Source organism: Streptomyces sp. NPDC060002 (assembly GCF_042737245.1).
In the GTDB taxonomy this organism is placed as follows: Bacteria; Actinomycetota; Actinomycetes; order Streptomycetales; family Streptomycetaceae; genus Streptomyces.
In genome coordinates this window covers 267,337-286,372 of the sequence record NZ_JBHWUW010000002.1, presented here as the reverse complement: position 1 = coordinate 286,372, position 19,036 = coordinate 267,337, and the positions used below count along the sequence as shown (strand labels likewise).

19 protein-coding genes and 2 pseudogenes are annotated in these 19,036 nt (G+C 71.7%); 14 read left to right on the top strand and 7 right to left on the bottom strand.

Features of this window, described 5'->3' with window-relative positions:
• Nucleotides 1–43: 43 nt before the first annotated feature.
• Nucleotides 44–826, bottom strand: a complete 783-nt coding sequence (locus tag ACFWBD_RS03765; RefSeq protein WP_385662129.1) for an IclR family transcriptional regulator — start codon at nt 824–826, stop codon at nt 44–46.
• A 229-nt stretch (nt 827–1,055) separates the two neighbouring features.
• Here ACFWBD_RS03765 and ACFWBD_RS03760 point away from each other — a divergent pair.
• The 12 genes and pseudogenes from ACFWBD_RS03760 to ACFWBD_RS03705 form a co-directional block, all read left to right on the top strand.
• Nucleotides 1,056–1,184, top strand: a pseudogene (locus ACFWBD_RS03760) (5-dehydro-4-deoxyglucarate dehydratase); the annotation flags it as partial.
• The gene (locus ACFWBD_RS03755; RefSeq protein WP_385662126.1) at nt 1,181–2,470 is read left to right on the top strand and encodes a glucarate dehydratase family protein; all 1,290 of its coding nucleotides are present in this window, start codon (nt 1,181–1,183) and stop codon (nt 2,468–2,470) included. The pseudogene ACFWBD_RS03760 and the gene ACFWBD_RS03755, both read left to right, overlap by 4 nt.
• 26 nt (nt 2,471–2,496) lie before the next feature.
• Nucleotides 2,497–2,772 (top strand): annotated as a pseudogene (locus ACFWBD_RS03750) (hypothetical protein); the annotation flags it as partial.
• Between the two features lie 93 nt (nt 2,773–2,865).
• Nucleotides 2,866–4,047 carry a carbohydrate kinase family protein gene (locus ACFWBD_RS03745; protein WP_385662122.1) on the top strand — a complete coding sequence of 394 codons (1,182 nt, stop codon included), beginning with the start codon at nt 2,866–2,868 and terminating at the stop codon, nt 4,045–4,047.
• Between the two features lie 146 nt (nt 4,048–4,193).
• On the top strand, nt 4,194–5,252 hold the full coding sequence (locus tag ACFWBD_RS03740) for a PhoH family protein (protein WP_385662119.1): 1,059 nt from the start codon (nt 4,194–4,196) through the stop codon (nt 5,250–5,252).
• A gap of 13 nt (nt 5,253–5,265) precedes the next feature.
• Nucleotides 5,266–5,763, top strand: coding sequence for an rRNA maturation RNase YbeY (ybeY, locus tag ACFWBD_RS03735; RefSeq protein ID WP_351753819.1), 498 nt, complete (start codon nt 5,266–5,268; stop codon nt 5,761–5,763).
• Nucleotides 5,760–7,067: a hemolysin family protein gene (locus tag ACFWBD_RS03730; protein ID WP_385662116.1), complete on the top strand. Its 1,308-nt coding sequence runs from the start codon at nt 5,760–5,762 to the stop codon at nt 7,065–7,067. The genes ybeY and ACFWBD_RS03730 overlap by 4 nt, the downstream gene beginning before the upstream one ends.
• A 70-nt stretch (nt 7,068–7,137) precedes the next feature.
• Nucleotides 7,138–7,497 (top strand): MmcQ/YjbR family DNA-binding protein, encoded by a 360-nt coding sequence (locus ACFWBD_RS03725; protein WP_385662113.1) that lies wholly within the window; start codon nt 7,138–7,140, stop codon nt 7,495–7,497.
• A 144-nt stretch (nt 7,498–7,641) separates the two neighbouring features.
• Entirely contained in the window at nt 7,642–7,995 is a 354-nt protein-coding gene (locus ACFWBD_RS03720) for a cytidine deaminase (RefSeq protein ID WP_355701267.1), read from the top strand.
• A 267-nt stretch (nt 7,996–8,262) separates the two neighbouring features.
• Nucleotides 8,263–8,739: a hypothetical protein gene (locus ACFWBD_RS03715; RefSeq protein WP_385662110.1), complete on the top strand. Its 477-nt coding sequence runs from the start codon at nt 8,263–8,265 to the stop codon at nt 8,737–8,739.
• A 171-nt stretch (nt 8,740–8,910) separates the two neighbouring features.
• Nucleotides 8,911–10,251, top strand: coding sequence for a beta-xylosidase (locus ACFWBD_RS03710; RefSeq protein ID WP_385662107.1), 1,341 nt, complete (start codon nt 8,911–8,913; stop codon nt 10,249–10,251).
• Between the two features lie 158 nt (nt 10,252–10,409).
• On the top strand, nt 10,410–11,450 hold the full coding sequence (locus ACFWBD_RS03705) for a WxL protein peptidoglycan domain-containing protein (protein WP_385662105.1): 1,041 nt from the start codon (nt 10,410–10,412) through the stop codon (nt 11,448–11,450).
• Here ACFWBD_RS03705 and ACFWBD_RS03700 read toward each other — a convergent pair.
• Both ACFWBD_RS03700 and ACFWBD_RS03695 read right to left on the bottom strand, forming a co-directional pair.
• Entirely contained in the window at nt 11,447–11,785 is a 339-nt protein-coding gene (locus ACFWBD_RS03700) for a P-II family nitrogen regulator (RefSeq protein WP_385662102.1), read from the bottom strand. The genes ACFWBD_RS03705 and ACFWBD_RS03700 overlap by 4 nt on opposite strands.
• A complete protein-coding gene (locus ACFWBD_RS03695) occupies nt 11,782–13,092 on the bottom strand; it encodes an ammonium transporter (protein WP_385662099.1) in 1,311 nt (436 codons plus the stop codon). The genes ACFWBD_RS03700 and ACFWBD_RS03695 overlap by 4 nt, the downstream gene beginning before the upstream one ends.
• A gap of 174 nt (nt 13,093–13,266) precedes the next feature.
• Between ACFWBD_RS03695 and era the strand changes: the two genes are divergently transcribed.
• Entirely contained in the window at nt 13,267–14,220 is a 954-nt protein-coding gene (gene era, locus ACFWBD_RS03690; protein WP_385662096.1) for a GTPase Era, read from the top strand.
• 1 nt (nt 14,221) lies between these two features.
• On the opposite strand, the gene ACFWBD_RS03685 is transcribed toward era, so the two are convergent.
• Nucleotides 14,222–15,082: a helix-turn-helix transcriptional regulator gene (locus ACFWBD_RS03685; protein WP_385662093.1), complete on the bottom strand. Its 861-nt coding sequence runs from the start codon at nt 15,080–15,082 to the stop codon at nt 14,222–14,224.
• Nucleotides 15,083–15,208: 126 nt separating this feature from the next.
• Between ACFWBD_RS03685 and ACFWBD_RS03680 the strand changes: the two genes are divergently transcribed.
• Entirely contained in the window at nt 15,209–16,060 is an 852-nt protein-coding gene (locus ACFWBD_RS03680) for an NAD-dependent epimerase/dehydratase family protein (protein WP_385662268.1), read from the top strand.
• Nucleotides 16,061–16,063: 3 nt separating this feature from the next.
• On the opposite strand, the gene ACFWBD_RS03675 is transcribed toward ACFWBD_RS03680, so the two are convergent.
• The 3 genes from ACFWBD_RS03675 to ACFWBD_RS03665 form a co-directional block, all read right to left on the bottom strand.
• Nucleotides 16,064–17,341, bottom strand: coding sequence for an MFS transporter (locus ACFWBD_RS03675; RefSeq protein WP_385662090.1), 1,278 nt, complete (start codon nt 17,339–17,341; stop codon nt 16,064–16,066).
• Entirely contained in the window at nt 17,338–18,660 is a 1,323-nt protein-coding gene (locus tag ACFWBD_RS03670; protein WP_385662087.1) for a GH1 family beta-glucosidase, read from the bottom strand. The genes ACFWBD_RS03675 and ACFWBD_RS03670 overlap by 4 nt, the downstream gene beginning before the upstream one ends.
• A gap of 104 nt (nt 18,661–18,764) precedes the next feature.
• Complete coding sequence (locus tag ACFWBD_RS03665) at nt 18,765–19,031, bottom strand: protealysin inhibitor emfourin (protein WP_385662084.1); 267 nt, start codon at nt 19,029–19,031, stop codon at nt 18,765–18,767.
• Between the last annotated feature and the right edge of the window lie 5 nt (nt 19,032–19,036).

Below are 19,036 nucleotides of genomic sequence, written 5' to 3'. Positions count from 1 at the left end.
TCACCTTGTGTTTGTGGCAGGGGAGACCGGGTAATGGCAGGCGCTAACGCCAGTCGGCCGTGCCGCTCGAACCCGGCGCCGTCGCCTCGATCTTCGCCCTGATCTCCCGCATCACCGCGACGATCCGCTCCTCGTGCTCCGGCGTCAGCCGGGCCACCGGCACCGAGCAGCTGACCGCGTCCTGCGCGGGGGTGTCGTAGCGCAGCGCGAACCCGAAACCGGCGAGGCCGAGGACACCCTCCTCGCGGTCCACGGAGTACCCGCGCGCCCGCACCCCGGCGAGGTCGGCGAGCAGCGCCTGACGGCTCGTGCGGGAGTGCGGGGTGAACGCCTCGTACGGCCCCTCGGGCAGCTCGCCGTCCGGCCTTTGCGCCAGGAGCGCCTTGCCCAGCGCGCCGACGTGCGCCGGGAGCCGCCGCCCGACCCGGCTGATCGTGCGCAGGTACTCGTGCGACTCGCGCGTCGCCAGATACGCCACGCCGCGGCCGTCCAGCCGGCCCAGGTGGATCGTCTCGCCCAGCGCCTCGGACGCCTCGTCGAGGTAGGGCCGCACCAGCCGCACGCGCGGGTCGGAGTCGAGATAGCTCGTGCCGGTCAGCAGGGCGTGGATGCCGATGCCGTACAGGGAGCCGGTCACGTCGGTGCGCACCCAGCCCCGGCTGATCAGGGTCTGGAGCAGCGCGTACATCGAGCTGCGCGGCACGCCGAGTTCGTCCGCCAGCTCCTGGAGCCGCGCCGGCCGGTCGCCGCGCGCCGCGAGCAGTTCCAGCAGCTCGACGGTGCGCGCCGCGGACTTCACCTCGCGGACGCCGCCTGTCTCCGACATGTGCCGATCGTAAGGGTGTGCGGGTGGAGGGCCACGCGCCCGGCCGGTGCACCGCGGCGCACGCCCATTGACGGACGGTGTTCGCGTATCTAATCTCCATCTGCATACATGGATGATGTCTACATGGGGAGATGCCGAGGGTGAGCCTCGACAGGGAAACGGTCCGACGCCCGCGGGGCGGCAGGACGCGGGGGGTGCTGTCTTCGGCGCGCTGCGCGACGGCGACGACAAGGCGGCGGCCCGGCTGCGCGGCAGCCGCCCCGTCGGACCGGTCCGCGCCCAGCTCACCGACCCCTCGCCCGCCGACCTCAGGACCCTGCCGAGCACCGGCCTCGACCTCGTAGGAGCCGCGCTGTGAACCTCACGATCACCGACGTCCGCCTGACCCCGATCCTGGTCGCCGACCCGCCCCTGCTCAACACGCAGGGCGTGCACCAGCCGTACACGCCCCGGCTGATCGTCGAGGTCGAGACGGCGGACGGGGTCACGGGCGTCGGCGAGACGTACGGCGACACCAAGTACCTGGAACTGGCCCGCCCGTTCGCCGAGAAGCTCCACGGCCGCCCGGTGAGCGACCTGAACGGCCTGTTCACCGTCGCCGACGAGGTGGCCGTCGACAGCTCCCGGGTTTCCGGGCAGGTGGACGTCGGCGGGCTGCGCGGCGTCCAGACCGCCGACAAGCTGCGGCTTTCCGTCGTCTCCGCCTTCGAGGTCGCCTGCCTCGACGCCCTCGGCAAGACGCTCGGCCTGCCCGTGCACACGCTGCTCGGCGGCAAGGTGCGCGACGCGGTCGAATACAGCGCCTACCTCTTCTACAAGTGGGCCGACCACCCGGAGGGCGTCCCCGCGGAGAAGGACGACTGGGGCGCCGCCGTCGACCCGGCCGGGGTCGTCGAGCAGGCCCGGCGCTTCAAGGAGCGCTACGGCTTCACCTCCTTCAAGCTCAAGGGCGGTGTCTTCCCGCCGGACGAGGAGATCGCCGCCGTACGGGCGCTGGCCGAGGCGTTCCCCGGCCACCCGCTGCGGCTCGACCCCAACGGCGCCTGGTCCGTGGCGACTTCGCTGAAGGTGGCCGACGAGATCGGCGGCATCCTCGAATACCTGGAGGACCCGGCCCTCGGCACCCCGGCCATGGCCGAGGTGGCCGCGAGGACCGACGTGCCGCTCGCCACCAACATGTGCGTGACGACGTTCGCCGAGATCAGGGAGGCGTTCACCCGCGGGGCCGTCCAGGTCGTCCTCTCCGACCACCACTACTGGGGCGGACTGCGCAACACCCGGCAACTCGCCGAGATCTGCCGGACGTTCGGCGTCGGGATCTCCATGCACTCCAACACCCACCTGGGTATCTCGCTGGCCGCGATGACCCATGTGGCGTCCACCGTCCCGAACCTCCACCACGCCTGCGACTCCCACTACCCCTGGCAGTCGGAGGACGTCCTCACCGAACGCCTCACCTTCGACGACGGCAAGGTCACCGTGTCGGACGCGCCCGGCCTGGGCGTCGAACTCGACCGGGACAAGCTCCGGTTCCTGCACCGGCGCTGGCTCGACGACGACGGCGCCCTGCGCGAGCGCGACGACGCGGCGGCCATGCGGCTGGCCGACCCCGACTGGGTCACCCCGGCCGTCCCCCGCTGGTGACTTCCGTGCCGGTGGCCGTCGTCGATCGGCTGAGCCAGGTCGAGCCCGCCGGCGCGCCCTGCCGCGGCCGCCTCGTCGAAGCCACCGGGGAGGTCCTCCTCCCCCGGGAGAAGGCCGGCCGGCAGGCGTACGAGGCCGCCGACGCCGTACTGATCGAACGTGCCGACCGGCTCGTCGCCGTGCGGAACGGCCGACCGCCCGCCGGCAGGGGCGGCGGCACCGCCGACACCGTCCTCGACGCGCGGGCGGCGGGCCTGCCGGTGGACGTGGCGTGGTTCGAGGGCGCCGCTCGCAGGTACTGAGGGGTAGGTCTCCCGCGTCGCGTGTGACAGACGGGGTGTTGTCGGTGGCGTGGTGCACACTGGCCAGATCGGCACCACGTCAGGGAGCGCACCGTGACCGCGTCCAACGCGTCCACCGGAGAGGGACGCCACCGCCAGACCGGCAAGGCCGGCCAGATCTGCCCCGCTGCCCGGGTCGACCCCCTGGCCGCCCGGCGCGCCCCCGGCGATCCACCGTGGGACGTCTACCTCACCGGCACCGTCTTCCTCGACATCATCTTCACCGGACTCGACTCCGCCCCGGTGCGCGGCACCGAGTCCTGGGCGCGCGGAATGGGCTCGAGCCCGGGCGGCGTCGCCAACATGGCCACCGCCCTCGCCCGGCTCGGCCTGCGCACCTCCCTCGCGGCGGCCTTCGGGGACGACCACTACGGCGAGTACTGCTGGGACGCCCTCGAACAGGGCGAGGGCATCGACCTCAGCACCTCGCGCTCCGTCCCCGGCTGGCACTCGCCGGTCACCGTCTCCATGGCCTACGAGGGCGAGCGGACCATGGTCTCCCACGGACACGAACCGCCGCTGGAAGCCATGGCGGTCGAGGAGGGCGCCCCGGAGCACCCGCCGCACGCCCGTGCCGCCGTCGCCTCCCTCACCCCGGGCAGACGCGACCCCTGGATCGAGCGGGCCGCCGGGCGCGGCACCCGCGTCTTCGCCGACGTCGGCTGGGACGACACCGGTGCCTGGGACCTGGCCGGCCTCACCGACCTGGCGCACTGCGAGGCCTTCCTGCCGAACGCGGAGGAGGCCATGCGCTACACCGGCGCCACCTGTCCCCGGGCCGCCGCCCACGCCCTCACCGAGCACGTACCGCTCGCGGTCGTGACGCTCGGTGCGGAGGGCGCCTACGCGGTGGACCGGCGCACCGGCGAGTCAGCGGAGGTCCCGGCCATCGCCGTCGAGGCCCTCGATCCGACCGGCGCGGGGGACGTCTTCGTGGCCGGATTCGTCACGGGCACGCTGGCCGGCTGGCCGCTCGCCGACCGGCTCGCCTTCGCCGGCCTCACGGCGGCCCTCTCCGTGCAGGAGTTCGGCGGCTCGCTCTCCGCCCCCGGCTGGTCCGAGATCGCGGCCTGGTGGCGCAGGGTCCAGTCGGTCGAGAGCCAGGACCCCGAGGCGCTGCGGCGTTACGCGTTCCTGGACACCCTGCTCCCGGCACTGCTCACGGCGGCGGAGGAGGCCACCCCGTGGCCGCTGCGCAGAGCGGTGCCGACGATCGGTTTCGGCCGCTCGGCATAGTCGCCGGACGCGGTCCCCGGACCCGTCGCCGGACCCGGAAAAGCCCTACGGCGTTGTCAGTCCCCTGGCGTACCCTTGAATCGCCAGGCTGCCCCTGTGGCAGGCGAGACGCATCCGGGAGGACGTAGAGGCCTTCGGGCCGGCCCATGACTCAGACACCCACAGCTCACACGCCCGCGCAGGGCAAGGCGAGAGCACAGATCACCGTTCCCGCCCAGCACGCCATGGTGGCGGTGCTGGGATCCGGAGACTCCCTCCTGCGCGTGATAGAGACGGCCTTCCCGGCGGCTGACATCCACGTCCGGGGCAATGAGATCAGCGCGGTCGGCGACCCACGGGAAGTCGCTCTCGTCCAGCGCCTGTTCGACGAGATGATGCTGGTGCTCCGCACCGGACAGCCGATGACGGAGGACGCGGTGGAACGCTCGATCGCCATGCTGCGGGCGAGTGAGAACGGGACGAGTGACGGCCAGGAGACCCCGGCCGAGGTTCTGACCCAGAACATCCTGTCCTCGCGCGGTCGCACCATCAGACCCAAGACGCTCAACCAGAAGCGGTACGTCGACGCGATCGACAAGCACACGATCGTCTTCGGCATCGGCCCGGCCGGTACCGGCAAGACCTATCTGGCCATGGCCAAGGCGGTCCAGGCCCTCCAGTCCAAGCAGGTCAACCGCATCATCCTGACCCGCCCGGCGGTCGAGGCGGGGGAGCGGCTCGGCTTCCTCCCGGGCACGCTGTACGAGAAGATCGACCCGTACCTGCGCCCGCTGTACGACGCGCTGCACGACATGCTGGACCCGGACTCGATCCCCAAGTTGATGGCCTCGGGGACGATCGAGGTCGCGCCCCTCGCCTACATGCGGGGACGGAGCCTGAACGACGCCTTCATCATTCTGGACGAGGCCCAGAACACGAGCCCCGAGCAGATGAAGATGTTCCTCACCCGGCTCGGCTTCGAATCGAAGATCGTGATCACTGGTGACGTGACCCAGGTCGACCTGCCGAACGGCACGAAGTCGGGTCTGCGGCAGGTCCAGGACATCCTGGAGGGGGTCGACGACGTCCACTTCTCCCGCCTGTCGTCCCAGGACGTCGTCCGGCACAAGCTCGTCGGCCGTATCGTCGACGCGTACGAGCAGTACGACAGCGAGAACGGTACGGAGAACGGCACCCACAAGGGCAGCCGTAACAAGCGGAAGTAGACAAGCCAGCACCATGTCGATCGACGTCAACAACGAGTCCGGAACCGAGGTCGACGAGCAGGCGATCCTCGACATCGCCCGCTACGCGCTCGCGCGGATGCGCATCCACCCGCTCTCCGAGCTCTCGGTGATCGTCGTGGACGCCGACGCCATGGAGCAGTTGCACATCCAGTGGATGGACCTGCCGGGGCCGACGGACGTCATGTCCTTCCCGATGGACGAGCTGCGTCCGCCGTCGAAGGACGACGACGAGCCCCCGCAGGGCCTCCTCGGTGACATCGTGCTGTGCCCCGAGGTCGCCGCCCGGCAGGGCACGGAGGCGCCGACGCAGCACTCCATGGACGAGGAGCTCCAACTGCTCGCCGTCCACGGGGTGCTGCACCTGCTGGGCTACGACCACGAGGAGGCCGACGAGAAGGCCGAGATGTTCGGTCTGCAGGCCGCCATCGTCGACGGCTGGCGTGCGGAGAAGGGCCTGACCGGCCCGTCCCCGGCCCCGACCGTCTCATGAGTCCCACCCTCGTCGCCGGCGCGATCGCCCTGGTCGTCGTCGCCTGGCTCGCCGCCTGCGCGGAGGCGGGCCTCGCGCGCGTCTCCAGCTTCCGCGCCGAGGAGGCCGTACGTTCCGGCCGGCGGGGCAGCGCCAAGCTGGCCCAGATCGCCGCCGACCCCACCCGCTATCTGAACGTGGCGCTGCTGGTCCGCGTCGCCTGCGAGATGGCGGCCGCCGCGCTGGTCACCTACGCCTGCCTCCAGCAGATCGACGGCACGACTCCGGCCCTGTTCGCGGCGATCGGCGTGATGGTCCTCGTGTCGTACGTCGCCGTGGGCGTGTCCCCGCGCACCATCGGCCGCCAGCACCCGCTGAACACCGCGACGGCGGCCGCGTACGTGCTGCTCCCGCTGGCGCGCATCATGGGCCCGATCCCGTCACTCCTGATCCTCATCGGCAACGCGCTGACCCCCGGCAAGGGCTTCCGCCGGGGCCCCTTCGCCTCCGAGGCGGAGCTGCGCGCGCTGGTCGACCTCGCCGAGAAGGAGTCCCTGATCGAGGACGACGAGCGCCGCATGGTGCACTCCGTCTTCGAACTCGGCGACACCCTCGTACGCGAGGTCATGGTCCCGAGGACCGACCTCGTCGTCATCGAGCGGTACAAGACCATCCGCCAGGCTCTGACCCTCGCCCTGCGCTCCGGTTTCTCCCGCATACCGGTGACCGGGGAGAACGAGGACGACATCGTCGGCATCGTGTATCTGAAGGACCTGGTCCGCAAGACGCACATCAACCGCGACGCCGAGGGCGAGCTGGTGTCGACGGCGATGCGGCCCGCCGCCTTCGTCCCCGACACCAAGAACGCCGGTGACCTGCTGCGGGAGATGCAGCAGGACCGCAACCACGTCGCCGTCGTCATCGACGAGTACGGCGGCACGGCCGGCATCGTCACCATCGAGGACATCCTCGAGGAGATCGTCGGCGAGATCACCGACGAGTACGACCGTGAACTCCCGCCCGTGGAGGAGCTCGGCGACGACCGGCACCGGGTCACCGCCCGCCTCGACATCACCGACCTCGGAGAGCTGTACGGCATCGAGGAGTACGACGACGAGGACGTGGAGACCGTCGGCGGGCTGCTCGCCAAGGCCCTGGGCCGGGTGCCCATCGCCGGGGCGTCGAGCGTGGTCGACCTGCCGGACGGGCGCGCGCTGCGGCTGACGGCGGAGACCGCGGCCGGCCGCCGGAACAAGATCGTCACGGTGCTGGTGGAGCCGGTGAAACCGGCGGACCGGCCGGACGGCGAGACGAAAGCCGAATGACGGGGTCCCGGTGCCGTAGCCACGGCACCGGGTGGCCAAGTGACCGAGTGCGGAGTGAAGGAGCGACGGAGTGACACCTCAGGAACTGCGTGCCCTGTGTCTCTCCTTCAACGCGGCCGTGGAGGACTTCCCCTTCCGGCCGGAGACCTCGGTCTTCAAGGTCGGCGGCAAGCTGTTCGCCCTGACGACCCTGGACGCGCGGCCCCTGACGGTGAACCTCAAGTGCGACCCGGACGACGCGGTGCGCCTGCGCGGGGAGCACGAGGGGCTGATCGTCCCCGGGTGGCACATGAACAAGCGGCACTGGAACACGGTGACGGTCGACGCGGAACTCCCGGACCGGCTGGTCCAGGAACTCGTCGAGGACTCCTACGACCTGGTGGTCGCCGGTCTGCCGCGGGCCGAGCGGCTGCGGCTCGACCGGCCCTGAGTCCCCCGCGGCCGCGCGGCCCGATCCCTTTCCGGCCATCGCGACGGCAGGGGAGTCGCCCCTACTGGTGGTGGCGGCACCACCCGTCACGTGGACGCGCAGGGCAGACGCGGTGAGCGGATCGGTTCTTCGTATGCTCGGGGCATGACCGACAGCAACGCGCTCGACCCCGAGGACCGCAAGATCGTCACCCTGGCCCGTTCCGCGCGGGCCCGCAACGGTGTGCCCGAGGGGGCTGCCGTACGGGACGAGACCGGACGCACGTATGTCGCGGGGACGGTGGATCTGCCGTCGCTGCGGTTGAGCGCGCTCCAGACGGCGGTGGCCATGGCGGTGGCCTCGGGGGCGGAGTCGCTGGAAGCGGCGGCGGTGGTGACCTCGTCGGAGGCGGCCGCCGAGGCCGATCTGGCCGCCGTACGGGATCTCGGCGGGGCGGGGACGCCGGTGCTGGTGGCCTCGCCGGACGGGACCGTCCGGCTCACCGTCTCCGCGGGCTGACGGGAGCCGGAAGCGGCTCGTCGGGGGGCCGGCCGGAGGTAGGCCGGATTTCAACCTTGCCGTTCTCGTACCGCTCGCGCATCAATGGAACCGCAAGTTCCGACGGACCGTCAGATTCGACCGTCAGGCCTGATCATCGGACCCGACCGTCAGATCTGAACCCGGGCAGGGTGTCCGCACCCATCCCTCCCGGGCGGTGGTCCGTCGGCATCTCCCGTCCATCCACCCCCCACATGGATTCCCGTACTCGGGAAGGGAGCGGATCCCATGAGAGGCAAGCGAATCGGATCAGGTGCGGCAATGCTGGTCGGGGCCCTCGCGGTCACCGGACTGGCCCTCGCGCCCTCGGCTGTCGCCGTCACCCCGCTGACGGCGACAGTCACCGCCAACTGCGGTCTCTTCGGAGGCGGCGCAGCCACCCTCACGGCCACCCAGACGGGCACGGCCGCCACCCTCAAGCTGACGTCCACCGCGATCACCACGCCGATCGCGATCGGTGCGAACAGCATCAGTTCCACGCTCACGATGGCGAACTCGACCGGCGCCGCGAGGGTCTTCTCCGGCACCGTGAACCCCGCCATGGCCGCCGGCTCCTCGATCACGGTCGGTCCGCTCAACGGGACCGTGGCCTCCGGTGACAGCCTGAACTTCTACGGCGGCTCCCTGAAGATGGTCGTCTTCGGGATCACCGTCACCTGTACGGCGAACGCGGCGCAGGCGCCCGGCCCGTTCGTGTTCAGCTGATAGCGGTTGGAAACTGAGCCGACAGGCCGTCAGCTCCCTGGCAGTATCAGGGAGCTGACGGCCCATCAGTTCACCGCGTGATGTCCATTGACTTCTCACGCGATCCGCATCTCAATGCCCCCTGTCGGCGCAGAAGAGCCGCTGCGCCCGCACCCTGGAGGAGGGGGCAACATGGGTTCACCCCGAAGTTCCGGAAGCACCCGAGGTTCCCGAAGACGGCGCTGGGCGTCACTGCTCGGGGCGACCGCGCTCGCGGTCACCGCCGGAGGGGCGCTGGCGGCCCCGGCCGGCGCCGCGTCCAACGTGGACTACCCCACGCACTGCATCCCGCCGGCCATCGCGGGTCTCCCGCCGATCGACGGCACGACCACCGCGAAGATCACGGTGGACAACACCACTCCCGAGGTCGGCGACACCGTCGCCGTCACGTACACGGTGGTCACGCCCGCCGCGAGCAACCCCACCGACCTGGCCCTGCCGGCCGACATCATGACGCCGACGGGCAAGGTCACCCTCGGTGGCGCGCAGACCGGCAGCGTCACGGTCACGGGGCCGAAGAAGAACGACCCGGTGCCCGGCAAGGGCGCCTTCCCGTCGTTCTCCATGACCGGCACCTTCACGGTCACCACGCCCGGCGCGATCACCCTCTCGCCCGGTGACTACAACATCCACACCAGCTACATCCTGGAGCTGGACACCCCCTGCACGGTGACCAACCCGCCCGCCCCGGTGTCGGAGACGATCACCGCCGCCGACAACCCGCCGGCCAACACCCGCGCGATCTCGCTGGGTTCGGCCTCCGGTAGTCCGGGCGCGGCCGTCGCCGTCACCGGCAGCGGCTTCACCGCGGGCGCGAGCGTCACGCTGGCCGGGCGCTCCGCGTCCGCCCAGACCGCGGACACGGCGACCGTGACCGCGGACGCGCAGGGCGGCATCTCGGGCTCGCTCGTCGTCAGCGACCTCACCACGACCGGTGTCGTGGCGTACGAGGGCGGCGCGTGGAGCTCGGACCTCGGCGCGGGACCGGTCGCGTACGTCGTGATCGACGACCAGCCCGTACCGGAGGGCAGCCAGAAGGTGACCACCACGGTCCGGGCGGGCACGCTGTCGATGTCCCAGGCCGGGGACGCCGTCCAGCTGTCCGCGGTCGACTTCGGCCAGGGCGGGGCCTCGACCGGCGCGCTCCAGACGGTCACTGTCAAGGACTTCCGCGGCGGGCCCGCGGGCTGGTCCCTGACCGGCAAGGTCACCGACTTCAGCGGCCCCGGCGCCAAGATCGACGCCGGCAAGCTGAGCTGGACGCCCGCGTGCACCACCAAGGCGGGCAGCCCGAGCACCTGTCAGGCCGGTTCGGCGGGTACGGTCGGCGCCGCGGGGGCGACCCTGGCGTCCACGCCCGACGGCACGGCCACCGGTGGCGAGTTCACCACCGACGCCCAACTGTCCCTCGACGTACCGTCGTTCACGCCTCCGGGCAGCTACGCGGGCGTCCTGACCCTTACGCTCACCTGAGCGTACGCACCACGTCCACCGGTGGCCGGGCGCCCGCCCCACAGGTCCGCACCCGCCCGTCCGCCCCACCGTCGAAGCCCGTTCGTCGAAGCCCCTTCGTCGAAGCCCGTTCGTCGGGGCCCGTCAGCCGGGGCCCGTTCGCTGGGGGGTCCGCACCCATGCGCAAGCCGTACGTCCTCCTCCTGCCGCTGCTGTTGTTCCTGACGCTCGCGACCCCCGCCCGCGCCGCCGACAACGGCAGCTGGTCGGTCTACCCCGTCTCCTCGGCCGTCGCCGCGCGGCCCTACTTCTATGTCTCCGCCGATCCCGGCCAGACGATCGAGGACAAGGTCGTCGTCGCCAACAAGACGGACGAGCCCCTCACCTTCCGGCTGTACGCGGCCGACGCCTACAACACCGCCCGCGACGGCGGGTTCGCCGTGAAATCGCTCGGCGAGAAGATGCGCGGCGTGGGCGCGTGGGCCGAACTGCCGAAGGACCGGGTCACCGTGCCCGGCCGCGCGACGGTCACCGTGCCGTTCACCGTCCGGGTGCCCGAGGGCGCCGAGCCCGGTGACCATCCGGGGGCGATCGTGGCCCTCGACGAACGGGTCGAACAGGGCGACGGCGGGGTCGCGCTGGGCGTCCAGCGGGCCGTCGGCGCCAGGGTCTACCTCCAGGTCGGCGGGCCCACGCTGCCCGCGCTCGCCGTCGAGAACGTCGAGATCAGCCACGGCCAGCCGCTGATCCCCGGCCTCGGCGACAGCACCGCGACGATCTCCTACACCCTGCACAACACCGGCAACGTCACCCTCGCGCCGAAGGTGGAGCTGAAGGCGAGCGGCCTGTTCGGCCGTACGCTCCTGACCCGGGACCTGACGAAGCTCCCCTCCCAGCTCCTCCCGGGCCAACGCGTCCGCCTCACCGAACGCTGGCGCGACGCCCCCCAGCTCGACTGGACCGACGTCAGGCTCACGGCGACCGCCAAGAACACGAAGGAGTCGGCGACAGCGTCCTTCGTGGCGGTGCCGTGGCTGGTGGTGGGGGTAGTGACGGCGGCGATCGCAGCAGGGGTGTGGTTCCTGATCAGACGGCGGCGAGGGCCCGCAGGGCCCAGCCGCCGGGGGGCGCGGGGCGCTGACATTCTGCGGCTCCGCCGCGGGGCGCGATCAGCCCCCACGGACCCGCAGCCGAAACTCAGCCGAACCGCCGGAGGTTAAAGCGCGTCGGGCCCCCGCTCACCCGTCCGCACCCGCACGACCGTCTCGACGGGCAGCGCCCACACCTTGCCGTCACCGATCTTCCCGGTGTGCGCGGCGCGCACGATCGCGTCGATCGCGGCATCGGACACCGCGTCCTCGACGACGACCTCGATACGCACCTTGGGCACGAGGTCGACCTGGTACTCGGCGCCCCGGTACACCTCGGTGTGGCCGCGCTGCCGGCCGTAGCCGCTGGCCTCGGTCACGGTCAGGCCGTGCACGCCGAGCTCCTGGAGGGCCGTCTTGACCTCGTCGAGGCGGTAGGGCTTGACGATCGCGGTGATGAGCTTCATTCCTGTGGCTTGACCTTCTGGGCGGAGAGGACGGAGTGCGAGCCGACCGGGGCGCCGTGGCCCAGGACGCCGTGATCGTATGCCGTCTCGGCGTGCACCGTAAGGTCCAGGCCGGTGTGCTCGTGGTCCTCGTGCGCCCGCAGGCCGATCGCCTTGTCGAGAACCTTGCCGATGCCGTACGTGACGGTGAAGGCGTACGCCCCCACGACGATCACGGCGACCAGCTGCCTGCCGAGCTGGGCGAGTCCGCCGCCGTAGAGGAGGCCCTCGGCGCCGCCGGTCATGGTGTCCACGGCGAAGACGCCGATGAGGAGCGTGCCGATGACCCCGCCGACCAGGTGGACCCCGACCACGTCGAGGGAGTCGTCGTAGTCGAGCCGGAACTTCCAGCCCACGGCGTAGGAGCAGACGACGCCGGCCGCGAGGCCGACGACCAGCGCGCCGAGCAGGGAGACCGAGCCGCAGGAGGGCGTGATGGCCACCAGGCCCGCGACCGCGCCGGACGCCGCGCCCAGCGTCGTCGGGTGGCCGTCACGCTTCTGCTCGACGAACAGCCAGCCGAGCAGACCGGTGCAGCCGGCGGCCAGGGTGTTGAGGAAGGCGGCGGCCGCCAGACCGTTCGCGCCGAGGGCGGAGCCCGCGTTGAAGCCGAACCAGCCGAACCAGAGCAGACCCGCGCCCAGCATCACCATGGGGAGGTTGTGCGGACGCATCGCGTCCTTCTTGAAGCCCAGGCGCGGGCCCAGGACCAGGCACAACGCCAGTCCCGAGGCACCCGAGGTGATCTCGACGGGGAGACCGCCGGCGAAGTCGAGGGCGCCCAGCCGGTCGAGGATCCAGCCACCGGGGCCCCACACCCAGTGCGCGACGGGAACGTATACGAGGAGTGCCCAGACCGGTACGAAGACCAGCCACGCGCCGAACTTCGCCCGGTCCGCGATCGCGCCGCTGATCAGGGCGGCCGTGATGATCGCGAAGGTGAGCTGGAAGGTGGCGAACAGGAGGGTGGGGACCGTGCCCTGCACGCTGTCCGGGCCGAGGCCCGCCATCCCGGCGTGCTCCAGCCCGCCGATCAGCCCGCCCCCGACGTCGTCGCCGAACGCGAGCGAGTAGCCGGCCGTCAGCCACACCACCGTGACCAGCGCGATCGACACGAAGCTCATCATGAGCATGTTGAGGACGCTCTTCGTGCGGACCATGCCGCCGTAGAAGAGGGCCAGACCCGGGGTCATCAGCAGGACGAGGGCGGTGGCGGCGAGCAGCCAGGCGGTGTCGCCTGTGTCGGCATGGGCGGCGGCCAGAGTCACGGGGGTCTCCAACGATGCGGGGGCTCGTCAGAGGTTCACCGGTCCCGGTTTCCGGTCGCGTACAGGTGTGTTTCCATGACGTTTCGTTGCGTGGAGGTTTCCGGGAGCTCACGATGGAGGGCACTGCCGCTCGTGTGTGCGGCGGGGCTCCGTGGATCAGGGAGAATGGGGGCCATGAGCGTCCGTAACCAGTCATCCGAGCAGTCGGCCGAGGCCCTCCACCGCGCCGGCTTCGCCTGCTTCGTGGGCCGTCCCAACGCGGGCAAGTCCACCCTCACGAACGCTCTGGTCGGGAAGAAGGTGGCGATCACCTCGAACCGTCCACAGACCACCCGGCACACGGTACGGGGCATCGTGCACCGCCCTGACGCCCAGTTGATCCTGGTCGACACCCCGGGCCTGCACAAGCCGCGCACCCTGCTCGGCGAGCGGCTCAACGACGTCGTGCGCGCCACCTGGGCCGAGGTCGACGTCATCGGCTTCTGCCTGCCTGCCAACGAGAAGCTGGGCCCCGGCGACCGCTTCATCGCCAAGGAGCTCGCCGGGATCAAGCGGACCCCGAAGGTCGCGGTCGTGACGAAGACCGACCTCGTGGACTCCAAGACGCTCGCCGAGCAGCTCATCGCGATCGACCAGCTCGGCAAGGAGCTGGGGTTCGAGTGGGCGGAGATCGTGCCGGTCTCGGCGGTCGCCGACCAGCAGGTCGGGCTGCTGGCGGACCTGCTCGCCCCGATGCTCCCGGAGAGTCCGCCGCTCTACCCCGAGGGCGACCTGACGGACGAGCCCGAGCAGGTGATGGTCGCCGAGCTGATCCGCGAGGCGGCGCTGGAAGGCGTACGGGACGAGCTCCCGCACTCCATCGCGGTGGTCGTCGAGGAGATGCTCCCGCGCGAGGACCGTCCGGCCGACAAGCCGCTCCTCGACATCCACGCGAACATCTACATCGAGCGCACCAGCCAGAAGGGCATCATCATCGGCCCCAAGGGCAAGCGCCTGAAGGACGTGGGCATCAAGTCCCGCAAGCAGATCGAAGCGCTGCTGGGCACGCCTGTCTTCCTGGACCTGCACGTGAAGGTGGCGAAGGACTGGCAGCGCGACCCGAAGCAGCTGCGCAAGCTGGGGTTCTAGCTCATCCGTCGAGGGGCGTCGGCTGCGGGGACATGTCCTGGAGTCCCACCACCCGGAGCAGTTGGAGCCGCTCGTAGGAGTCCGTCCCCGGGCGGGCTGTGTGGATGATCAGGAGCTGGCGGTGCTCGTGGCTGAGCAGGACCTCGCAGTCCAGGTCCAGCAGGCCTACCACCGGGTGCAGGAAGCGTTTCGTCGCCTTGTGCCGCAGGGACACCTGATGCTCGTCCCAGAGGCGGGCGAACTCCTCGCTGCCGGCGCGTAGTTCGGCGACCAGCGCGGCCGGTTCCGGGTCGTCGGGACGGGCGGCGGCCACCGCGCGCAGATTGGCCACATGGGCGCGGGCGTGGTCCGCCCTGTCCTCCTCCGGGAACAAGCCGCGCGCGTCCGGGTCCAGGAAGTACATGCGGGCCAGGTTCCGCGCCCGCCGGGGGCGGGACATGACATCGCGGGTCAGCGCACGGGCCATCGCGTTCTGGGCCAGCACCTCCCCGCAGTCGGTCACCACCTGCGCCGAGGTGTCGTCCAGGCGGTCCAGGATCAGCATCAGCCCGGGCGCGACATGGGTCGACGCCGTCTCCCGGCGCGGCGGCTCCTCGCCGGTCAGGTGGAACAGATGGTCGCGCTCGTCGGCGGTCAGCCGCAGCGCGCGGGCCAGCGCCGTCAGCATCTGGCGGGACGGGCGCGGCCCCCGGGCCTGCTCCAGCCGCGTGTAGTAGTCCACCGACATCCCCACCAGCTGGGCCACCTCCTCGCGGCGCAGCCCGGACGTGCGACGGCGGGCGCCCGCCGGCAGACCCACGTCGGAGGGGGTCAGACGGGCCCGTTCGCGGCGCAGGAAGTCGGCGAGTTCGGCTCGGTTCACCCCTCCAGGCTGAGGCATCCCGCCGCCCATATCCAGGGACTGCCGGTCCCCTGATCGACGGGTCTCTCCCGGCCGCTGCGGCTCCGCCCGAGGGTGGAGGAACCAGACCGAATGGAGCGGATGACGATGTTGACACTGGTGACGGGTACGACGGGGCAGGTCGGACGGCGTTTCGTGCCGAGGCTGCTGGCGCAGGCGGGACCGGGGAAGGTGCGGGTGCTGGTGCGTGACGCCGCCCGGGCGGAGCGGTTCGCGGAGCTGGGCGCCGAGGTGGTGGTGGGGGATCTGCGGGACGCGGAGGCGCTCGGCAAGGCGGTGGCCGGGGTGGACGCGGTCGTGAATGTCGCGGCGTCCTTCCGCGGGGTGCCGGACGAGGAGGCGTGGGCCGTCAACCGGGACGCGGCGGTGGCACTCGGCAGCGCCGCGGTGGTCTCCGGCGTGAAGCGGTTCGTGCAGGTCAGCACGGGGATCGTGTACGGCGTCGGGCGGGGCCGCCCGCTGACCGAGGAGGACGAGATCCGGCCCGGCGGCGAGATGTGGGGCGCCTACGCCGAGTCGAAGGCGGCGGCCGAGCGGGAGCTGCTCGCGTCGGAGGGCATGGAGGTGCGCGTCGGCCGGCTGCCGTTCGTCTACGGCGAGGGCGATCCGCATCTCGCCCAGTCGTTGCGCTGGGCCGCGCACTGGGCGGGAACCCAGCGGCTGCAGATGGCCCACCACGCGGACGTCGCCCAGGGCCTGCTGCGCCTGCTGTACGCGCCGGGCGTCGCGGGCCCGGTCTACAACATCGCCGACGACGCCCCCGTGACGGCGGTCGAGCTGCACCAGCTCAACGGCGTCGAGGTGCCCGCCGAGCTGCGCACCCGGACCGATCCCGACCCGTGGTTCGGGATCATGTCCACCCAGCGGATCCGCCGTGACCTCGGCTTCCGGCCCCTCTATCCGAGTGTCTGGGCGGCCCGGGACGCCGGAGCCCTCTGACGGTCAGTCCACCCCCCGGATCCGGCCCACCAGCACCGCCCCCGCCAGCCCGACCACCGCCGCCACCAGGTACAGCGCCCGGTAGCCGCCCAGGTAGGTCACGATCGGCGCGGCGAGGGCGGGGGCCGCGACCTGGGGCAGGGCGTTGGCCACGTTGATGACGCCCAGGTCCTTGCCCCGGTCCCCGGCCTTCGGCAGCACGTCCGTCATCAGCGCGAAGTCGACCGACGTGAACACGCCGAAGCCGATGCCCAGCACCGCCGCCGCGACGATCGCCCCCGGCCAGGTCTGCCAGAGCGCCAGTCCCGCCGTCGCCACCGCCATCAGCACGCCCGACCAGATGACGAACGGCTTGCGCCTGCCGACCCGGTCCGACCATGCGCCCCCGACGACCACCGTGGCGAGCAGCGTCAGCCCGTTCACCGCCGTCAGGATCAGCACGCCTTGCTCGGGGTCGGAGTGGTGCAGGCGGTCGCGCAGGTAGTAGAGGAGGTAGAGCAGCACCAGCGCGTTGCTCAGGTTCATCAGGAAGCGGGTGAGCCACGCCCAGCCCAGGTCGGGGTAGGTACGCGGGCTCAGCCAGAAGCCGGCCGCGAAGCCCCGCCAGGACCACGCCGGCCGGTCCTCCACCGCCAGCCGCAGATCCTCGTACCGGAGCACGTACGGCAGCACGCCGAGCGTCGTGAACACCGCGCACGCCACGTACCCCGCGCCGACGCCCCCGGCGGCCGTCGCGAGCCCGGTGCCGCCGACCACGCCCAGGATCTGCGCTGCGCCCAACCAGCCGCCCACCGAGCCCCGTTGGAGCCGGGGGACCCGGTCGGGGACGGCGGCCGTCACCGCCGCGAAGGCCGCGTTCAGCGTGAGCTGGACCAGACACCAGCCCGCCGCCATGGTCCAGACCCCGTCCGCTCCCGCGAGCAGCAGCAGCGAGAGGGCGCCGCCCGCCGTCCCCGCCACGATCCACGGCGTACGGCGGCCCCGGCGGGAGGTCGTACGGTCCGACAGCGCGCCGAAGAGGGGGTTCGCGGCCAGGGACGCCACCGCGCCCACGCCCGTCACCCAGGCCAGCATCGTCTCCTTCGACATGCCCGAGCCGGGTGCGAAGTCCTCGGCCTGGGAGGCCAGCAGGATCTGGAGGGGGCCGTACCAGCCCACCCAGATCGCCCCGTTGGCGAGGGACAGGGCCGACGTCCAGCCCCGGCCCACCCGCTCCACGGGCTCGGCGAGGGCTGCGGCCCCCGGAGCACTGTCCGCCGGAGCCCTGTCCGCCGTCGTCATCTCTGCGCCCGCAGGACGTCCCGCAGCCAGGCGTACGACGCCTTCGGGGTCCGGTCCCGGGTCTCGAAGTCGACGTGGACCAGGCCGAAGCGGCGCTCGTACCCCTCCGCCCACTCGAAGTTGTCGAGCAGCGACCACACGAAGTAGCCGCGCACGTCGACGCCCGCCTCCACCGCCCGGTGCAGGGCCCGGAGATGACCGTCCAGGTAGGCGATGCGCTCCTGGTCGTCCACGCCCTCGTAACTGCATCCGTTCTCGGTGATGACGACCGGGGGGAGCCGGTCGCCGTAGCGGTCGCGGAAGGTGGTGAGGAGTTCCGTCAGGCCCTCCGGGACGACCGGCCAGCCGAAGTCCGTCACCGGGACGTCCTCTATCTGCCGCACGGAGAAGGGCAGTTCGGCCGGCATGCGGATGCCGCCGAACTCGATCTCCGTGCCCTGCGGGGCGCCCACCTTCGTCGGGGCGTAGTAGTTGATCCCGTACCAGTCGAGCGGCTCCGAGATCACCTTGAGGTCGGCCTGTACGTCCCCCGGCATCAACTCGCCGAGGCCTTCGGGGTATTCGCCCAGCAGGACCGGCTCCGCGAACAGCCGGTTCAGCAGGACGTCGTAGAAGGCTGCCGCCTCCATGTCGGCCGGTTCCCGGGAGGCCGGCCAGGTCGGGCCGTGGGAGTTGGCGATGCCGATGTCCGTGGCGCCGGCCGCGCGCAGCGCCTGGACGGCGAGGCCGTGGCCCAGCAGCTGGTGGTGGGCGGCCGGGAGCGCGTCGAACAGCAGCTGCCTGCCGGGCGCGTGGGTGCCGAGGGCGTGCCCCAGCAGGGTGTGCTCGGCGGGCTCGTTGATGGTGATCCACTTCTGCACGCGGTCGCCGAGGCGCCCGGCCACCACCGACACGTACTCGGCGAACCGGGCCGCCGTGTCCCGCTCCAGCCAGTCGAGCCGGGCCGGGAGGTCCCAGTGGAAGAGGGTGGGGACCGGGCGCACACCGGCCGCGCACAGCTCGTCGACGAGCCGGTCGTAGAAGTCGAGACCGCCGGGCGAGTTCACCCTCGGCCACGAGATCGAGAAGCGGTATGCGTCCACGCCCAGGCCCGACAGGAGCGCCACGTCCTCGGGGTAGCGGTGGTAGTGGTCGCAGGCCACCGCCGCCGTGGAGCCGTCCTTCACCCGTCCGGGCACGGCGGTGAAGGTGTCCCAGACCGAAGGTTCGCGGATCTCCGCCGCGCCCTCGATCTGATGCGCGGAGGTGGACACGCCCCACAGGAAGTCTGCCGGGAACCGGGGCATCGGGTTCGCCGCGTCGCGCGGATCGTTCGCCATGGGCGGGATCATGCTTACCGCTGGGTAAGGAAGTCAACGTCCCGGCGTGAACTGCCAGTTATGCCCCTCCCGCAAGCGTCTCGCAAGCCCTCGCGCGCCCCCCCTCAGGCGCCTTCCTTCAGCACCCGCGAGATCAGCTCGCGCTGCTCCTCCGTGAGCCGGGGATCGGCCGCGTACACCGTCCTGCCGTCCACGGTGATCTCGTAGCTGAAGCCGTCCGGTACGCCGACCGAAGGCGCGCCCCGGCCGGCGGCGACCGCCCGCTCGGCCAGGGCGTGCCACTCGTGGGCGTCGGGCCGTCCCGAGGTGTCGACCTCGGCACGGCGCTCGATGCCCGCGAACCCGCCCGTGCGACTCACCTGAATACGCATGGGTC

Excerpts from the sequence above, each read along its gene's own strand:
- ACFWBD_RS03765 (WP_385662129.1), bottom strand. The coding sequence starts at position 826 with ATGTCGGAGACAGGCGGCGTCCGCGAGGTGAAGTCCGCGGCGCGCACC.
- ACFWBD_RS03740 (WP_385662119.1), top strand. The coding sequence starts at position 4,194 with ATGACTCAGACACCCACAGCTCACACGCCCGCGCAGGGCAAGGCGAGA.
- ybeY (WP_351753819.1), top strand. The coding sequence starts at position 5,266 with ATGTCGATCGACGTCAACAACGAGTCCGGAACCGAGGTCGACGAGCAG.
- ACFWBD_RS03730 (WP_385662116.1), top strand. The coding sequence starts at position 5,760 with ATGAGTCCCACCCTCGTCGCCGGCGCGATCGCCCTGGTCGTCGTCGCC.
- ACFWBD_RS03720 (WP_355701267.1), top strand. The coding sequence starts at position 7,642 with ATGACCGACAGCAACGCGCTCGACCCCGAGGACCGCAAGATCGTCACC.
- ACFWBD_RS03715 (WP_385662110.1), top strand. The coding sequence starts at position 8,263 with ATGAGAGGCAAGCGAATCGGATCAGGTGCGGCAATGCTGGTCGGGGCC.
- ACFWBD_RS03710 (WP_385662107.1), top strand. The coding sequence starts at position 8,911 with ATGGGTTCACCCCGAAGTTCCGGAAGCACCCGAGGTTCCCGAAGACGG.
- ACFWBD_RS03705 (WP_385662105.1), top strand. The coding sequence starts at position 10,410 with ATGCGCAAGCCGTACGTCCTCCTCCTGCCGCTGCTGTTGTTCCTGACG.
- ACFWBD_RS03700 (WP_385662102.1), bottom strand. The coding sequence starts at position 11,785 with ATGAAGCTCATCACCGCGATCGTCAAGCCCTACCGCCTCGACGAGGTC.
- era (WP_385662096.1), top strand. The coding sequence starts at position 13,267 with ATGAGCGTCCGTAACCAGTCATCCGAGCAGTCGGCCGAGGCCCTCCAC.
- ACFWBD_RS03680 (WP_385662268.1), top strand. The coding sequence starts at position 15,209 with ATGTTGACACTGGTGACGGGTACGACGGGGCAGGTCGGACGGCGTTTC.
- ACFWBD_RS03675 (WP_385662090.1), bottom strand. The coding sequence starts at position 17,341 with ATGACGACGGCGGACAGGGCTCCGGCGGACAGTGCTCCGGGGGCCGCA.
- ACFWBD_RS03670 (WP_385662087.1), bottom strand. The coding sequence starts at position 18,660 with ATGGCGAACGATCCGCGCGACGCGGCGAACCCGATGCCCCGGTTCCCG.
- ACFWBD_RS03665 (WP_385662084.1), bottom strand. The coding sequence starts at position 19,031 with ATGCGTATTCAGGTGAGTCGCACGGGCGGGTTCGCGGGCATCGAGCGC.